General features: G+C 37.7%; 13 protein-coding genes. 2 read left to right on the top strand and 11 right to left on the bottom strand.

Annotation, left to right across the window (positions count from 1 at the left end):
* Positions 1-24: 24 nt before the first annotated feature.
* A complete protein-coding gene (locus EWM59_RS04825) occupies positions 25-942 on the top strand; it encodes a glycosyltransferase family 2 protein (protein ID WP_130019810.1) in 918 nt (305 codons plus the stop codon).
* Positions 943-1,024: 82 nt separating this feature from the next.
* Entirely contained in the window at positions 1,025-2,158 is a 1,134-nt protein-coding gene (locus EWM59_RS04830; RefSeq protein WP_130019811.1) for a glycosyltransferase family 4 protein, read from the top strand.
* Positions 2,159-2,165: 7 nt separating this feature from the next.
* On the opposite strand, the gene EWM59_RS04835 is transcribed toward EWM59_RS04830, so the two are convergent.
* The 11 genes from EWM59_RS04835 to EWM59_RS04885 form a co-directional block, all read right to left on the bottom strand.
* Positions 2,166-3,020, bottom strand: coding sequence for a beta-1,6-N-acetylglucosaminyltransferase (locus tag EWM59_RS04835; protein ID WP_130019812.1), 855 nt, complete (start codon positions 3,018-3,020; stop codon positions 2,166-2,168).
* Between the two features lie 9 nt (positions 3,021-3,029).
* A complete protein-coding gene (locus tag EWM59_RS04840) occupies positions 3,030-4,382 on the bottom strand; it encodes an oligosaccharide flippase family protein (protein WP_130019813.1) in 1,353 nt (450 codons plus the stop codon).
* 8 nt (positions 4,383-4,390) lie between these two features.
* Positions 4,391-5,632: a glycosyltransferase gene (locus tag EWM59_RS04845; RefSeq protein WP_130019814.1), complete on the bottom strand. Its 1,242-nt coding sequence runs from the start codon at positions 5,630-5,632 to the stop codon at positions 4,391-4,393.
* Positions 5,633-5,736: 104 nt separating this feature from the next.
* The gene (locus EWM59_RS04850; protein WP_130019815.1) at positions 5,737-6,912 is read right to left on the bottom strand and encodes a glycosyltransferase family 2 protein; all 1,176 of its coding nucleotides are present in this window, start codon (positions 6,910-6,912) and stop codon (positions 5,737-5,739) included.
* Positions 6,913-6,992: 80 nt separating this feature from the next.
* Positions 6,993-8,465, bottom strand: coding sequence for an O-antigen ligase family protein (locus EWM59_RS04855; RefSeq protein WP_130019816.1), 1,473 nt, complete (start codon positions 8,463-8,465; stop codon positions 6,993-6,995).
* 12 nt (positions 8,466-8,477) lie between these two features.
* Complete coding sequence (locus EWM59_RS04860; RefSeq protein ID WP_130019817.1) at positions 8,478-10,685, bottom strand: GumC family protein; 2,208 nt, start codon at positions 10,683-10,685, stop codon at positions 8,478-8,480.
* The gene (locus tag EWM59_RS04865; RefSeq protein WP_130019818.1) at positions 10,682-11,521 is read right to left on the bottom strand and encodes a TolC family protein; all 840 of its coding nucleotides are present in this window, start codon (positions 11,519-11,521) and stop codon (positions 10,682-10,684) included. Before EWM59_RS04865 ends, EWM59_RS04860 begins: the two co-directional genes overlap by 4 nt.
* Positions 11,522-11,757: 236 nt before the next feature.
* Complete coding sequence (locus EWM59_RS04870; RefSeq protein WP_130019819.1) at positions 11,758-12,966, bottom strand: glycosyltransferase family 2 protein; 1,209 nt, start codon at positions 12,964-12,966, stop codon at positions 11,758-11,760.
* A 97-nt stretch (positions 12,967-13,063) separates the two neighbouring features.
* A complete protein-coding gene (locus EWM59_RS04875) occupies positions 13,064-13,432 on the bottom strand; it encodes an Hpt domain-containing protein (protein WP_165372098.1) in 369 nt (122 codons plus the stop codon).
* A gap of 120 nt (positions 13,433-13,552) precedes the next feature.
* Complete coding sequence (locus EWM59_RS04880) at positions 13,553-14,242, bottom strand: LytR/AlgR family response regulator transcription factor (protein ID WP_130019821.1); 690 nt, start codon at positions 14,240-14,242, stop codon at positions 13,553-13,555.
* On the bottom strand, positions 14,239-17,079 hold the full coding sequence (locus tag EWM59_RS04885) for a PAS domain-containing hybrid sensor histidine kinase/response regulator (protein ID WP_130019822.1): 2,841 nt from the start codon (positions 17,077-17,079) through the stop codon (positions 14,239-14,241). Before EWM59_RS04885 ends, EWM59_RS04880 begins: the two co-directional genes overlap by 4 nt.
* Positions 17,080-17,321: the final 242 nt, after the last annotated feature.

Consider the following 17,321-nt stretch of genomic DNA (forward strand, 5'->3'; position numbering starts at 1 on the left):
CTTACCAATTACGTTTAGTCTTTTATGTCAAGCAAAGCACCTAAAGTTTCAATTATTACAGTCAATTTCAATGGTACTGCTGTAACTGCCGATTTACTTCGTTCTTTGGAGAAAATCACCTATCCCTCTATTGAGGTAATTGTGGTTGATAATAGTAATAAAGAACCGGGACACCAGCTACCCATTGATTTTCCCTGGATTAAATATATTGAAACCGGAGCTAATTTAGGCTTTGCTGGTGGCAATAATCTTGGCATGGAAGCCGCCACAGGCGACTACTTTTTTTTATTGAATAATGATACAGAAGTTGACCCGGGATTCTTGGAGCCATTGGTGCAGCGTATGCAAAGCGATAGAAATATCGGTATAGTTTGTCCCAAACTACTCTATTTCGATGAACCTGACACTATTCAGTTTGCAGGTTTCTTGCCTATCAACCCGGTTACAGGCAGAGGTTTTTCAATTGGTCATTTAGAAAAAGATAAAGGACAACACGAAGTAGCCCGGCCTACCTCAAGGGCACATGGCGCAGCCATGATGTATTCGAGAGAAGCCTTCGAAAAAGTAGGCATGATGGCCGAACTTTTCTTTCTGTATTATGAAGAAATGGACTATTGTGAAAGATTCAAGCGGGCAGGTTATACCATCTGGTATGAACCTAAAAGCAGGGTCTGGCATAAAGAATCGATGAGTACCGGAAAAGGCTCTACTTTAAAAACATATTATTACAGCCGAAACAGGTTGCTTTATTTACGCCGCAATACCTTTGGCTTCCAGAAATTCCTGATGTTTATTTATTACTACCTGATAGCTGTGCCTAAAAATATGATAGGATATTTGTTTAAACGCGACTGGCCACATCTCAAAGCTTTCTGGCAAGGTTTTATCTGGAATTTCAGTAACAGTACTAAAGATGTGCATGATAAAATGAGTTTATCATAAAGTTTGAGTTCATAGCTATTCTTACCGGAACTTTTACGCACGTTTTGTTTTTGTATCTACACATATTTTATTTACTTATCAGATGCGTATAGGAATAGAAGCCCAACGAATTTTCCGACAAAAAAAGCATGGCATGGACATTGTCATACTTGAAATATTACGCCAGCTACAGCAAATAAAAACCCCTCACGAATACTTAGTTTATGCGCAATCCTATAAAGATACAGACACGCTTCGCTCTACCGAAAATGTCAATATCAAACTAAGTGGACCCACTTTATACCCCATCTGGGAGCAATACATTTTACCAAAGGCAATCAGAAAAGATAAAATAGATTTGTTGCATTGTACCAGCAATACCGCTCCTATTACTCCCACTATTCCTTTAGTAGTTACCATTCATGATGTTATTTATCTCGAAAAAAAGGTAAGCAATAATGGCGTTTTTTACCAGCGATTAGGTGGCATTTATCGAAGATGGAATGTACCTCAGATTGCTAAAAAAGCCTCTATGATTGTTACAGTAAGTAATTATGAGCGCAACCGGATGATTGAAAAACTAAACCTGCCTGAAGAAAAGGTACGAACGGTTTATAATGCCTGCAGCAACCATTTTGCCGACGAATATAGTACAGAAGAGTTGAACGATTTTAGTAAACGAATGAATCTGCCTGAACGGTTTGTGTTATTTTTAGGCAATACAGACCCGAAAAAGAATTTACCGAATGTAATAAGGACATTAGCATTACTTTATGAAAGGAAACAATTAGACTTTACTTTAGTAATTACTGATTTTAAGGAAGAACACCTGTTACCTTTATTAAAAGAACAAAACAACGAACATCTGCTGAAACATATTCTGCTTATTGGTTATGTGGTTAACCGGGAATTGCCTAAGCTCTATAAACTGGCGCAATTATTTTTGTATCCGTCTCTGAGAGAAAGTTTCGGGATTCCGATACTGGAAGCCATGCAGTGTGGTACACCAGTAATTACCAGTAATACCTCAGCTATGCCCGAAATAGCCGGAGCAGGCGCAGTATTGATAGACCCCACACAAATAGAAGATATTGCCGAAAAAATAGTAAGACTGTTAAACGATGCTGATATGAGAGCAAAAGTAATAGCTTATGGTCTCGAAAGAGTCAAGCTATTTTCATGGAAACAGACAACTGAACAAATGGTTGGTATTTATAATGAGGTTTTAGGAGTTTAACCGATAGTCAGTGCAACTCCTTGTATTTAACTTTATCCAATTCGTCTAATAATTCATCAGAAAGTTGTGGACTGAATTTTCTGGCAAATATCTTTCCTGAATTTAGTAACACCTGAAAATCCTGCATTGTAAAAGTTTTTGGACTCGCCTTTCCTTCCGACCAGTCAATATACCTCAGATTATCGTTTACAATATCTTCTCTGTAAGAAGAATTATACAGAATTGTCTGGAATATAATTTCATCTGCCCCCCAGGTCAATTCAAAGAATCGCTTAATCTGCGGATTTTTCTGTAAGTATTCAACAATATAACTGACATGATTCAAGCTCATGGTAAACCACTGAGAACGCCCGACCGGAACTAACCCATTAGGCATCTTGCGGCGTGGAGTCAGCAAGTTCACCGCCTTTTCAAAGAAATATCTCCCTCTAAAATGGAAGTCCGCAAAATGATATTTTCTTATTCTTGGTAATGCTTCCTGCCATTCAGTTTCTATGAGCAGAGCATCCATAAAAGCTTTTCCGGGCTGATGCGCTAAAAAATCATGAATAAATTCTGCACTCTTCAGCGGGTAATCCTGGCCACTCAACAGATTTACATAGTCATATGGCTCATGTGAACCCAGAATTTCATTGAAGCTATTTACTGTTGCCTGCACAATACTATAAGCCCCCCAATAGACTTTTATACGTTTCTGAATGAAAAAAACATGATTACTTGCTAAAGGAAGTAGTGGCTCTATATCGGTCTTTAAGTCAACATGAATATAAAAATCTGCGTCAGGATGCGCTAAACTTTCTATCAATCTTTTTAATTGACCTGAATTATTCGCATGGGTTAATATTAAATGGGCTATTTTCATAAGTAATTGTTAAGCAGTCTTATTTTTATAGAAAAACTGACTGTATAATTGTTTGATTTCATTAAACCCTGTTGTAAAAAAACCCAATAGCGTAAAGTCCAGATACCTTTTCAACCAGATATATCCAAAAATAATACCTGCCGAAAAAGTAAAGAAAGTAGCGATAGCCACACCAATAATGTCATTAAAAAGATAAAGACCTAAAAAATCAAAAGCGATATTGGTCGATAACATGATTAATACTTTATAAAAATTGATTCTGGGCTGATGAATAATATCCAGCGTAACACCCATGAATCTATCAAGAGGAAAAAACATGGCAAAAGACATAAAAATGCGATAAACCGTAACTGCCTGCGTATCTACATACTTACCTCCGCCTAAAATACCAATGGCTAAATCTGCCAGTACTAAGGCTATCAGACTTATGGGTATCAGGCATATGGTAAGCATGCCCCCATATTTCTGCATAATATTTACAACCTCTTTTTTGTTATTTTTATTAAACGCTTCTGACATAGAAGGCATACCTGTTGCCAAAAAACTACGCAGAGGTATTTCTATAATTTCCATTAATCGCATCGGAATATTATACATGGCAACTGCAGCAGGTCCTGCTGTACCTAATACAATCATAATAATGAAAGTATCTGAGCTACGGAGCAGGTTAGCACTGATGGTTGTTCCGACACTGTACTTTCCGAAATGAAACAGTTCACTGATTGATTCTTTAGTACGTTTCTTGAATGTATCTAAATGCGTCCAGCCTTTCAGTAAACTGAAAATACTTACCACCAATACACAGGCGGCATTAATTATCAATATCTTTGGCAGTGATAATTCATGAAATATGATCATCGCTAAAACAGCGAGAATAAACAATCCCTGATTGATGACTCTCAAAATCAGTAGTTTATCAAATCTTTGTTCAGCCTGTAAAACCCACATGGCAATATTTGATGGTAAACTGCACAGAAAAGTAATGCCAAACCATTGAATTGTAATAACTGTACCTGTACTATCGGTAAAATTTAAAAAAGGAACAGCCAATAGATTCAGTACTACCATAACCCCTGTAATAACAATACCCAGATACCATACCGAGCCTAATACCGCTTCGGCTTTGGCTTTTTCGGCACCTGTATAAAATTTTATCAATGCTACCTGCAAACAGCCACTTCTGAATGTATCTAACAATACAAATACAGACTGAAAAAAGAACCAGTATCCGAGGTCGTCTGATGGCATGAATCTGAATAAAATACCGGCCAGCACCATTCCTAAAACAGCCATTGCGCCATTCCCAAACAGCGACAAAAAATGTCTGTTACGCAGTTTTGATATAATACCCTTTAGATTCATGCGAATGATTACAGCGATGAAATGCTTTTAAGATGAGACTGGTCTTTTTCTGTTAATAACTGGTCTTGTACTGCAAAGATTTTCTCAACGCAGGCTTCCCAGGTGTGGCTTTTGGCACAGTTGATAGCCGCTAACTTTTGCTCCATACTTTGTGGTTGCAGGGCTTTTTCTATGGCTTTCAGGTAACCTTCTAAGCCGACGGCTAACTCTACGTGTGGCAGAAACATTTTCATTGCCAGGGTTTCTGTAGCTACTGTTGGCTTACCCATTGATAAATACTCATCAATTTTCCGGGGATAATTGCCAATCGTTAACCCATTAATTACCTGCGGATTCATACATACATCCATATAGTGCATATAAGCAGGCAATTCGCTTGTTTTTTTTGCGCCTAAGAAATGTACGTTCGGAATCTCATGCAATCGGCTTTTTTCAAATACAGGGTCCTCTGGCCCTATCAATACAATCTGCCAGTCTTTTTTGGCCTCGGCGATTTGCTCTAATAATTGAATATCCAATCGCTCATGTGTCAGAAAACCTACGTAACCTATTCTTGGGTGCTTGATAGGTGCTAAGTCAGCAGGTTCTGTTTTCTCCGAAAAAGCATCATAGATGTCAGTTTCACACCCCTGCCCTATTTCCAGACTTCTTAAATTATATTTTAAGCCATATTCGGTAAGATAAGCCGAATTACCAAAAATAGCATCAGCTTCTTTGATGGTAACAGGCTCTATACGTGGCCCGTGAAATCTAAAATAGGCCTGCTCAACCAGATTATCTCTGATATAGTAAAAACTTAATCTTGGATTAAAAAACTCTTTCACAAAAGGCCCTGCAAACATCTGGCTATCATTAAAAACAATACAGTTTTCAGGTTGCCAGTTGAGTTTTTTTACCGCCTTTTTCAGGCTTTCAAAAAATCCTTTTGCATTTCTTCTGTTCAGCATATCATACAGCTTAAAATTTTTCAACCAGTTAATAGAGCTACTGATATTCTGTGGGGTATGTAACCATAAGTTATCGGCAAGTTTTTCGGTATTTTCACCTATGCCTAAAGCTAATTTCAATCGTTTACGTCCATAAGGCGTGCTGGCCCTGCTAATAAGCGATTTAACATTAGTATCAGGGTTTACATATATTACAGGCATGGTCTTACTGATTTCCACGGCCAGATTACGGGCATTACTACCGAGGTTCAGTTCCCATTCCTGCTGTGCAATCAGAATAAATGCATCAACTTTTTTTGACATAACGTTTACTTTTAGTTTTCAGACCTTTCAAAAAACCCCAGACTATACCTATTATACCCACTACTGCAATAATATCCCAAGGCATAATTACTCTAATTTAAGTGTTAAGACTCACCATGTGGTGTATGAATAAACTGCTTGCGGGCTTTACCAATATGCAACATGGCTTTCAGCATTGAGAATAATGCGCTTGGTATCTGCAAAAATGCCATGAGCAGCTTTTTGTTATACCACTTAGCTGGAATGCCCATCAATAATGCTAAAACCAAAGCAAAAAACATTCCAATTGTTACATACAAAAACTCCTTAAAAAACAAGATTGTTAGTACTAACCAAAGGCATACTATGGCTACCAACATCACTCTTGGCAACAGATATGTCTGGAAAACTTTATCGAAAAAAGCCACATTTCCTCTGAAAAGCTGAACCCAACCCTCAACAAAATATTTTTCAAAAAACTCAATTTGCATGGCTATCCAGCGGCTTCTTTGTTTGCTAAAAACATCAGTCTTAGCTACTTTTTCATCATAGACATAGCGCCCGTCCAGAAAAGCTATCTTTTTCCCTTGTCTGATAATTCTGTATTCCATTTCCTTATCTTCACCTGATGTATCGCCGATATTATGCAGTAACGAAACAAAGAAATCCCATTGAAAAGCCATACCGCTACCAATCAGTGCCGAAGGCAAACCTACGGCCACGTGGCCTCTACGGAAAATATGATTATTAATTTCTTCAGTACAGGCATCTAACAAAGCAAATGGCGTTTTAAAATCCTTAGCAGTTCTGTGGCCTTGCACTACCTGATACCCTTTTTCAAAAGCATTGTTTACCGCATGCAGAAAACCTTTAGACATATGATTATCAGCATCTAAAATCACTACGATGTCCACAGGTTCATGGGCTGTAGCGGCAACAGCTTTCTCTAAAGCCTTTCCTTTCGTACTTTTCTCAAAGCTCACTTCTATCACTTTAATCGGAAGTGTTTTAAGCGTAGCCAAGGTAGCTTCGCTGAAAGAGTCAGCTATAATGACGACCTCGTATTTATCTTTGGGATAATCTTGCAGAACAGCATCTTTTGCGGTATTGATAATTACGGCATCTTCTTTATAACCCGGAATAAAAATCCTGATTTTTCTGAGTGTTTTTGCCTCTGCAAAAGTTTCTTTCCGGGCTATTTTACCTGCAATAGAATAAAAAAGCAGATAAGCTACCTGAATAAACAGATAGACAAGAATAATGTAGAGAAAAATGTTCAGTATAAGGTATAGTACACTCATCGTTTGATTAGGTTTTGCCCAAAGGTGATTACATATTTGAAATAGAACTGATTCATGAAAAACACTTATTAGATGCTTAATTAAGCCATTACTTCCTGACCTTCTTCAATTTTTACCTCTTTAGGTGCAGGCGTGTCCCATCTTGGACTTAACCATATAAAGGCAAAACTTACATAAACAACAGCTTCTGACGGCATGGCATTGAGTACCTCGTTGCCATAGCTACAAAGCAGAATACCGGCTGCTCCCGAACATAGCGATACCAGTTGATTTTTAAGCACCGGGTCACGTGTTTTCCAGATGATTCCGGCACTTTTACCCATAATATACATCATCATTCCAAACCATATCAGAAAACCTACAATGCCGTACATACCCCATATTTTTACATAAAGGCTGTCGGGTGGTATAGTAGAAATATATTTATCCTTATTATAGATAGTACCCCATGTACCCATTGTACCTACTCCTGCACCAAAAGGCTTGGTGCGTATATATTCAGCCAATATTTTCTGGTTGATAAATCGTACCTGTAAAGAAGCATCTTTAGGGTCTAATGAGGTACGCAAACGTCTTACTTCAGCATTCTGGTTTCCTATGGTAGTATATTTCAGAACTCCAAGGGCTCCTCCACCTACTATTGCGCCTAAGAGCAGAATTTTTATCTGCTTACTTAGTATCAGAAAGGTAAAGCCCCCTCCTACCAGGCCAAACAAAGCACCTCTTGTGCCGGATATAAGCATCCCATACATAATTACCAACCCTGCAATCATATACACTATTTTCTTTTTCTTTGTATAAGGCCCAACTGCCAGAATGATACACATAATGGCAATCTGTGCCTGAGATGCACCAAATTGTCCGGCATCAGAGTAATAGGAGAAAACCCTGAGTTTGCCGAACAAAACGTGTGTTTTCTTAGGTCCTTCTTCCAGCCACCTGTTTTCGGCAGCATCAGGCCCTAATTTCATTTGTTTTACCCCATATATGGCGCCTATAAAAGAAAGCACGATAATAATGGTCAGAAAAGTGTTAATATCTTTCTTTTTATAAAAGAGTAAAATAGCCAGTGGAATGGTTAATATCCAGTATAATGTTGCCGAACGCATTTCATATACCCAACCTAAAACACTGGGTCTTTCGGGATTACCTAATTGCAGTACAGTAATCACAAACCATACTACTGCTGTCCAGAACAAATCGTTGTTGATATATCTGAACTTAAACTTATCGCTCCTGAAAAACAATACGGCAAACAGCGTAAGAAACAGCAAAGCATCTGTACCTAAACCAGCCTGCAACCCCGGCACGTGCTTACCAATAGTTGGCATCAGAAAACAGTACACAATGTAGGTAAACATGCCTATACGAGGTTTCAGAAACACTAATGTTACAAAGCCTACAATAAATGGTAATACCAAAAGAATTATGCCGATAGCAACCCCCATCTTGGCTATTATCCAACCAAAGGCAACGGCAAAAAGAACAATGGGTATCAGCCAGATATTCTTTATGACATTACGGTTAGTTGTATAAAAAACATTGCTTTCCATGCGTACTACTGCTTATCCTCTATAGACAGATTTTCTGTTACCAAATTCAAATTTTACCACTTTCTTTATAAACGACCTTATGGCATTACGTTTCTTAGGCACTTCACCAATGTATTCTTCGGCAAAATCAGTTTCTACCCCATTCAGAATAAACATTGGTTGACTGCCGGTAGTCTGGGTAAAGATTGAAACCATTTGTTTATCTTTTGTATCCCAGATACGATTGGCTCTACAAACAAGAATAGAATGACTGAGTGGTGGAAAAAGGCCGGGCTTAATTACCATTTTTTCTAAGGCAGGAAACTCTACCAATACAAAATCTTTTTCTTTCTTTCTTACCAACTCCCCCCCTTGCATTTTCAGTAGTCCGGTATCCTGATGCTGTTTGATAATCTCCTGTTCATTGGCCCATTCTATCTGGTGAGCCGCTAAACTAAGAGGCATAGAAATACCTAATTGCCGATACTCGGTATTTGATAATAATAGTTGTTTTTCGACATGGTAATTAAGGTCTAATAACTGTCTCTCTAATATATCAATAATTGTGCTTTTACCCTCTCCTTTTTGTGTACTGATAAAACCTAAATAAATGGTATCCTGACGGCCATCTATTTTAGCAAGCACATGTTGCAAGAGTCTCAGGTCGGCTTGTCTTAAAAAATCAGGATTATCGTTCAGCAGCGGATAGATTCCTAACAATGGTAAATTAACCATTTTTTTAGCCCTTGATGGCTCTAATAATGTTTTATTAATAAAGGCCCTGCCAATAATCACAGCCATTACCAATACAAAACCCACCATAAAACCTACTATAACCAATATAATACGTTTAGACGGATTAGGTTTTAATGGAAGAAACGGTGGGTCAACCACATCTAATCTTGATGTAAGCTCGGTATTTTGTTGCGAGAGCTTTGCCTGATTAAGGTCGTGCAATAGTTGCAGGTACTCCTGTTCCGAGACATTGATTTGCCTTTCAATCTTTTTGAGAATGGCACCCAATGGTGCAAATTTCCTATATTCTTCAGTAAACTCTTTTTTGCGTTTATCCATAACGGCCAGTTTTGCTTTGCTTTGTTCAAAAGCAAGCGTTGTTCTCAGCCATTCGTCCAGCACATTCTTGGTCGGGATTCCATTAGGGGTATTTGTCTGCTGATTCAGGTTATTGAGCGATTTCTTGATATTAGCCTCATAAGTAGCAGCCAGGTTTTTAAGGCTATCTAATTCTCTTTTATTAGAACCATCTTTATTAACAATTTCGCTATTGGCAATTTTGTTATAGATATCCGACAGTTTCTGACGCTCGTCAATAATTTCACTTCCATAAATCGACTGATATACACGGTTTTTGATGCTTTCATTTACTTTATCCAAAGATTTACTGGAGGCCAGCTCTTCCATTTCCAAATCATGATTCATGGCATACAAATCTTCTCTTTCCCCTGCTACAGCTTTGGTTTGTTCGTAGTAGTTAATGATGTCGTTATTTTTATTAAAATCCAGGAAGAGTTTTTCTACCGAATCAAGCTTGATAAAAGCTTTTCTGGTTTGTGTTTCAAAATAATCTACTACCGAGGTAGTCTGTCCACCTTTCACCGACTTGTATTTTTCCATAAAAATACTTTCCAGCAACTCCAACGTCCGCTTGCAGATAAAAGGGTCATTGGTTTCGTAGGAGATTTTCACCAAATCACTGGAACTGATACGATTCGCTTCAATTTTCTTGAGTGCATCTAAAGAATAGAAAGGCTCTTTCGAATTCAGAAGTTCATATATCAGATTATCGTCGCTACTCTCCATAAATTTAGTGATAGCTTCACGTGTTTCAGATAGTGTTGGCTTTACTATTATTTGTCTAATACTATCCGGCACCTGCCTGCTTAGTTCGTCGTATGCCAACCAGGTCATTACCTGTGGGTCATGTTTTTTTAGGGATAAATGCTCTGCCAGTAATGAAATGGCAACATCTTGTTTAGTTTCCCGTGATTGAATAAGCGTAAGGAGGTTATCAAATGCATTGCTGGTAGAAAAGAAGTCAGCCTTAATTTCGCCACTAAGGCTATATCCTGAGGCAATACCCGTGTAAATAGTTGATTCTGAAGCATATACTTTTTTCTCCTTACGTGTAAAATAAAAAATCGCAACAGCTAATACGATAGGTACCAATATCAGCCATTTAAGATTTTTATAAACCAGATTAAGGAAATGCAAGAAACTCATTTTATTCTCTTTAATAATGACGCTAAAGTTGTTCCTGTGAATGTCTCTAATTGCATAAGATTAGTCTGAAACAGGTTTACTGTCTGCTCATATTCTATCTTAGCTTTATTATTCATATCAAGTACTCTCGAAAGTTGCTCAACAGTCAGTTGTCCTTGCAAAAACTCTTTCTCAGCCAGGTCATAATTCAATTGTGACGATTGCTTATTACTGGTAGTGATAGCCAGTAATTTCTGAGAGAGTTTCAGTTCCTGATACATCCGTATTACCTCTTGCTTTACCGCCATCGTAGCCGATTCTCTTTCATGACCAAATATTTCCATCTGCATCTGAGCCGTTTTTACCAGATGTTTACGGTTGATAACTGTGGTAATAGGTAAAGATATACCTACACCTAAATTATAAAAGCCTGTTTGGGTAGTAGTAAGTCTGTTAAAATTGGTCGATGCCGTAGCATCCGCTACCGCAGCATAATTGGTACCGTAGGCATAACTGGCCTGCAAACCAAGCGCACTATAAATAGAATTCTTATTTATTTTCACGTTGGCCTGAGCCATTTGAATACTCTTATCGAATCTTTTTATATCTCCCGAATTTTTTAAGGCAGCATCGATCAGAAAAGGCAGGAGTTCATCGGTGGCAAATGCTTTTGCCAGAGTGGCGTCAACAGAGGTAACCTGAGCATGTACTTCTGTATTAATAGAAATAAGGATAAATACAGCAATAAACACTGTAGAAAGTCTTCTAAGGCACGTCATTTTTTTATCAACAAAGGTTTGTTGTCTTTCAATATAAGTTAAGCCTAAAGGCTTATTAGCAAGTTCCTCAAATATCATACCCAATCTTATTTTGGTAAGAAATACTTATCAAAAATCACTTTTCTTTTTTTTGAGTAACCCAATAGCAGAGTTCAAGAGGATAGCAGGAGTTCAGGAAAAGGAGGAAAATTTTGATTCAATTACAGCAATAATTATAAATTCTGTGAATTTATAATACAATTAACACTCTTTCTGAATAAAAACAGCTACTAATGTTTTAGTAACTGTTTTTTTCGAAAATTATTATATTTTTATCATTGCGCACGTTTAACTTTCTCCCAGATACCGGAAGTAATTCCCTGGCGATAGCGGTTATAGCCTTTAATAGCACAATAGTTCATGAATGAAAAGTAAAATGGTACAAAAAGCAGTTTTATTCTGATTTTCTGATTTTCTAACCAATAGCCTACTATGGCTAATACATAAAACACAATCTGTGCAACCAGTAATGCTTTATAAAAAGTTACAGGCTCGTTCATATCTTCCATCAATACCAAAGCCAGATTCAATAAAAATATAATAGGCAGGCAAAACGGTGCTACTGCCCAACGCATGGCTCTATGCGATACGTATTGAAAAGATAACCAGCCATACTTAAATATATTCCATAAAAACCCAAGACGGGCAATAGACTGAAATCCTCCTGTGGCAATACGGATTTTTCGTTTCATTTCGTCCTGAATAGAAAAAGATGGTCGCTCAATAGCATAGGCTTCCGGTTCATAGATTACCCGATATCCGTTAGCGGCCACCCTTAGCGAAACCATAAAGTCGTCAAGCAAAGTATCTTTTTCAACCGAGCCATAAAGATTTGTTCTGACAGCAAATAATTCACCTGCTGCCCCAACTACCGAATAAAGCTTGGTATCTAATTTTTTCAGAAAAGACTCGTACTTCCAGTATAACCCCTCTCCTGCGCCTGCCGCAGCTTCACTATCATCAACCTGAATACGTTTCTCTCCTGCTACTGCTCCTACGTTTTCATCTTTAAAATGGCGGACAATATTCTTGATAACTGCTTTATTCAGTGTGGTGTTAGCGTCGGTAAAAATAACAATCGGCGTATCAATTGTTTTAATTGCCATATTCATGGCTTCTATCTTTCCCTTACGTTCGTTGCCTCCAATGATTTTCAGGTTCGGATAAGTAGCCATCAAAGACTGTATATATTCGGTAGTACCATCATTTGAACCCTCTGTTACAAACAGAATATCTATTTTATCTGCCGGATAATCTAAGCCAAAAGAATTTTTCACTTTTGCTTCGATACAACTCATTTCGTTGTAGGCAGGAATCGCCAGCGTAACTTTAGGCTGAAAAGCAGGGTCATTCAATGTTGGGAAGGAGATTCCCAGTAGGGTTCTGATTTTAACAAATAGCCAGGCTACTATGCCATAGCCTATATAAGTGTAAAAAACCAGACCTATACAAACCCAGAAAAGAATTTCAATGATAGTTTTCATTATGAATCTAATAAGTAGCAGGAAAGTTCTATAATACAAAAACAACGATTGACCAGATAGGAACTTGCCTTACCGGAACAAATCATTATTTTTTTAATTAAACATAATCTTCCATTCGCTTCAGGTCTTCTTCAATTACCAGTTTTGCATGATTAACATCTACTGCAATCTGTTGGTATTGAGTCAGCAACTCTCCCTGAGCAGGGCCTGATTTGGCAAAAGTTTCAAAGGCCTGAATCTTGGGATGTAAGAAAGTTAACCCTACCATCGAAAACGACGGTTTAATCTGATGAGCCAGACGACCAACTTCAGCATAATTTTTACTGACTATTTTATCGTACATCTCATTCCATACCGGAATGCTTTCTTCTAAAAAAGAACTAAACATGATTTGTACGATAGATAAATCTCCACCATAAATTTCGTTGATATAGTCGGCGTCAAGATGAGCATTAAACTCAAACATACAAGTATAATTTTTTAGGTAAGAATAAAGCAAAAAAAGTACCATTATGAACTTTTCACTGAAAAATATTTCAGCGAAACTCTGGTAGTTTTTCAGGGGTTAACAGGAGAGCTGAAATGGTTAGAGCATATTAAGGCGGTTCATTAACTCAGGTTTATTGGCTCGGCTGATAGGAATTACTTTCTTGGCTATAACCAGGTTGTTTTCTTCTATATCAACAATTTTATCGAGATGAACAATGAAAGAACGATGTACACGTAGAAACTGGTTGCCTAATTTTTCTTCCAGATACTTCATGGTTGTATGAATAATGTAAGAATTGTCTTGTGTAAAAATTTTGACATAATCGCCTATGTTTTCAATATACAGAATATCTGCATAGGCCAGACGTATATATCTGCCATCTGTTTTTACATAAATCTCTTGTCGTTGTGTGGAAACCGTCGTTTTCCGGGCATTCAGTTCCAATACCTTATCAACTGCCATTTTAAACCGTGGCAGCATAACAGGTTTTTTCAGATAATCGGTTACTTGATACTGATAGGCATCAAAGGCATATTCTATCTTAGTAGTAGTCATTATCACCTGAGGTATAGAGGTCAGGTTTTCCAGCAAATCAAATCCTGAAAGTCCTGGCATCTCTACGTCAAGCCATATAATATCCACTTTTTCAGTCGATAAGAAAACTAAAGCATCTTCGGCATTCTCAAAAACAGAAACTAAGTCAAGCGACTCATGTTGTTCGCAGAGTCGCTGTAATGATTTCCGAGCCATTACTTCATCTTCAACGATGATACATTTTAATTTCATGTTCGTAATTTGGCTAATTCATTTTTTATAATTGGAAGGCTCTGATTTATATCAGCAAAAATATCTTTCCAGATGTTCAATAAATTTTCTTTATCCGGCGTAATCCTTACTTTTTCTTCAAAATCAAGCATTCTTTTTTCCAGTTCTGTCAATCCTACCATAGCCAGTGTAGGTTTCAGTTTATGAACTGCTTTTGCCAGATTCTCCCAGTCTTCATTAGTAATTGCCCCTTGCAAAGTACCAAAATCAGGTACCACCTCTGTAAGAAAGGTCTGGAACATATCAGCAGCATATTCTTTATCATTGCCATACATTTCCGTCAGACAGGCACGGTTCAGTTCTATTTTTCCTCCTGTACTCGAAACCACTTCTTTAGCCGGAGCTTTTTTTGCATTCAGATACTCCTGAATAGTTCCTAAAAGATGGTTCGGTGTAAACGGTTTTGATATAAAATCGTTCATTCCTACGGCCATTGCCCTGTTTTTTTGGTCAATCATGGCAGAGGCAGTCAAGGCTATTATAGGTGTTTTCTTATTCAGGTTTTCAGTATTTCTGATGTGGATAGTAGCTTCATAACCATCCATATTTGGCATCTGAATATCCATAAGAATAATATCAAATGTTTGTTGTTGAGCCAGTTCAACGGCTTTTTTGCCATCGGGTGCAATAATAAACGGTATATTCCACTTATTCAAAAGATTACTTATATACTTCTGATTCATGGCATTATCTTCAGCCACTAATACCTGACTCACACTCAAATCATCAGCCGATGGTTCTTTTTTAATGGTACCATCTGCTACTCTCTGGAGTGGCAGCGTAAAAGTGAAAGTAGAACCTTGTCCTTCGTGGCTTTTTACTGAGATACTCCCCCCCTGCAATTCTATCAACTGCTTGGTAATAGTGAGCCCCAATCCGGTTCCTTTGTGTTTATTGCCATGGATGGTTACCTGCTCAAATTTTTGAAAAATCAGGTCTAATTTTTCTTCAGGAATACCAATTCCCGTATCAGATACCTTAAACTCAAGTAAACAATTATCGCCTTCTTCTTTTTTGACTTTCACCATTATATCTATGGCACCTTCCTGTGTGAATTTTTCGGCATTGCCTACAATATTCAGCAGAATCTGGTTAAGCAATAAATCATCTCCTATATAATTACCCGAAATCTGCCCATCAATCATCAGGTCTAACGTAATCGGGCGGTTTCCTAACTTAATTTTAAATATCTGTTGTGTTGTACGCAACAAACCAATTAAGTCGAAAGATTTTTTCTTTACTTCTATTTTGCCATCTTCTATTTTGGCCATATCTAATAAGTTAGAGATAAGCCCATGAAGAAAATCGGCTGTTGTTTTTAATATATCAAGGTATTCTTTCTGTTGCTGGCTTGGGCGCGTATCAAACAACAGGTGGGTCATTCCGATAATAGCATTGAGCGGCGTTCGTATTTCATGACTCATATTGGCTAAAAACTGTTTCTCGGCCTGACTGGCTTCTTCTGCTACCTGCTTGGCTTTCTCCAGTTCCTGCTCTAATTCTTTACGCTGGGTAATATCGTAATGAATACCTATAGAACCTACTGTATTGCCATATTCGTCTATAATTGGCGTTCCGCTGATAATAGCCCAGAGAGGGTTCCCGTCTTTTCTGATGAGTTTCATCTCATAAGAACTTCCCTTACCGTGGCTTCTTTTTTCCTGTTCTGCTTCAAGCACACTTTCGTATTCTTTTGATATAAATAATTCGGGTGCAATTTTACCTACCAGTTCTTCTTCTGAATAGCCAATCATTTTGCAGAAACGGTCATAGGCACGTATAATTCTCTGGTCATTATCAACCTCCAGAAGGCCTAACTCCATATTATCCATAATACTACGGTATTTTTCTTCACTCTTACGAATAGTTTCGGTAGATAAGTGTCTTTGTGTGATGTCGGCATATTCCCAGAGATTTCCCCTGTAAGCCCCCTCTAAAAAAATCGGAATGTAGTCTCGCTCCAATATTCTTCCGTCAGCAGTAGTCAGTTTTTCTTCCACTACTATTTCCTGATTATTCAGCAATTCAGTCATTCGTTGAACAAAACCCTCGGCATCTTCGAACGAATACATGACTTGTGCCAATGACTCTGTATAATTAGTACCTATCAAAGCTTCGGGGGTAGCAGCAATACCAAAAAAATCGCAGAATAATTGATTGACCAGAATCACCTTTCGGTTTTCATCTTCAACCAGTACAGCTTTTTGCAGGTTAGTAATCAAAGCCGCCAAGCGGCCCTGAGTAGTTCGTAGCACATCTCCGGTGTTTTTCTTTTCAGTTATGTCACGAGCAACGGCAGACAGTTCGACAATTCTGTTGTCTTGTTTAAGAAGGTGTACGCTCTGGCCAATCCATACGGTTCTTTGGTCTTTAGCCAGCACAGGGAATTCAGTATATGTACTTCCCTGTTTTTCCTTCATCATGTTCCAGTAAAAATTCACGAGTGGTTCTCTATATTCAGGTAAAACTAATTCGGTAAAATGTTTTCCGATTATTTCTTTTTCATCATATCCCAATACTTGCTCAACTACCGGATTCACAAAAGTAAAATAGCCCTCAGGCGAGATTTTATAAATAATATCTCTTAAAGATTCAATTAATTGCTGATAACGGTTCTCGCTTTGCTGTAGTGCAGCATCTCCTTCTTCTATCTGGCGTTCAAAATTCGCATTTACTTTATGCAACTGTTCTTTTACCTGACTCAACTGCATAGTTTGTTCCTGCAGAAGAGCCTCAGCCTTCATACGAGCATCACGTTCTTGTTCAATCTGTTTCTTCAGAAGTTCTATTTCTTCCATATATTATTTTACAATCACAAAAAATGCGACCACAATCTATAAGACTCATACCCATCAGCCAATCATGAAGAACAAGGTATTTGCTAAGGATTATAGACCCTAAATATTAATTGATTGGTAGCAGTTTTGAAAATATATTGAGAGCACTAAAATTATTATCACATAGATTTCTATTAGAATACTATACACTCCAAATCTATTCTAATACAGCAAAATTTGATTTAAAATCTACACAGTAAAAT

The organism is Emticicia agri (assembly GCF_004168285.1).
Lineage (GTDB): Bacteria > Bacteroidota > Bacteroidia > Cytophagales > Spirosomataceae > Emticicia > Emticicia agri.

What these genes read in the sequence shown, in the direction of transcription:
- EWM59_RS04870 (WP_130019819.1), bottom strand. Translation starts at nt 12,966, where the DNA reads ATGAAAACTATCATTGAAATTCTTTTCTGGGTTTGTATAGGTCTGGTT.
- EWM59_RS04865 (WP_130019818.1), bottom strand. Translation starts at nt 11,521, where the DNA reads ATGATATTTGAGGAACTTGCTAATAAGCCTTTAGGCTTAACTTATATT.
- EWM59_RS04835 (WP_130019812.1), bottom strand. Translation starts at nt 3,020, where the DNA reads ATGAAAATAGCCCATTTAATATTAACCCATGCGAATAATTCAGGTCAA.
- EWM59_RS04825 (WP_130019810.1), top strand. Translation starts at nt 25, where the DNA reads ATGTCAAGCAAAGCACCTAAAGTTTCAATTATTACAGTCAATTTCAAT.
- EWM59_RS04855 (WP_130019816.1), bottom strand. Translation starts at nt 8,465, where the DNA reads ATGGAAAGCAATGTTTTTTATACAACTAACCGTAATGTCATAAAGAAT.
- EWM59_RS04845 (WP_130019814.1), bottom strand. Translation starts at nt 5,632, where the DNA reads ATGTCAAAAAAAGTTGATGCATTTATTCTGATTGCACAGCAGGAATGG.
- EWM59_RS04840 (WP_130019813.1), bottom strand. Translation starts at nt 4,382, where the DNA reads ATGAATCTAAAGGGTATTATATCAAAACTGCGTAACAGACATTTTTTG.
- EWM59_RS04875 (WP_165372098.1), bottom strand. Translation starts at nt 13,432, where the DNA reads ATGTTTGAGTTTAATGCTCATCTTGACGCCGACTATATCAACGAAATT.
- EWM59_RS04860 (WP_130019817.1), bottom strand. Translation starts at nt 10,685, where the DNA reads ATGAGTTTCTTGCATTTCCTTAATCTGGTTTATAAAAATCTTAAATGG.
- EWM59_RS04850 (WP_130019815.1), bottom strand. Translation starts at nt 6,912, where the DNA reads ATGAGTGTACTATACCTTATACTGAACATTTTTCTCTACATTATTCTT.
- EWM59_RS04885 (WP_130019822.1), bottom strand. Translation starts at nt 17,079, where the DNA reads ATGGAAGAAATAGAACTTCTGAAGAAACAGATTGAACAAGAACGTGAT.
- EWM59_RS04830 (WP_130019811.1), top strand. Translation starts at nt 1,025, where the DNA reads ATGCGTATAGGAATAGAAGCCCAACGAATTTTCCGACAAAAAAAGCAT.
- EWM59_RS04880 (WP_130019821.1), bottom strand. Translation starts at nt 14,242, where the DNA reads ATGAAATTAAAATGTATCATCGTTGAAGATGAAGTAATGGCTCGGAAA.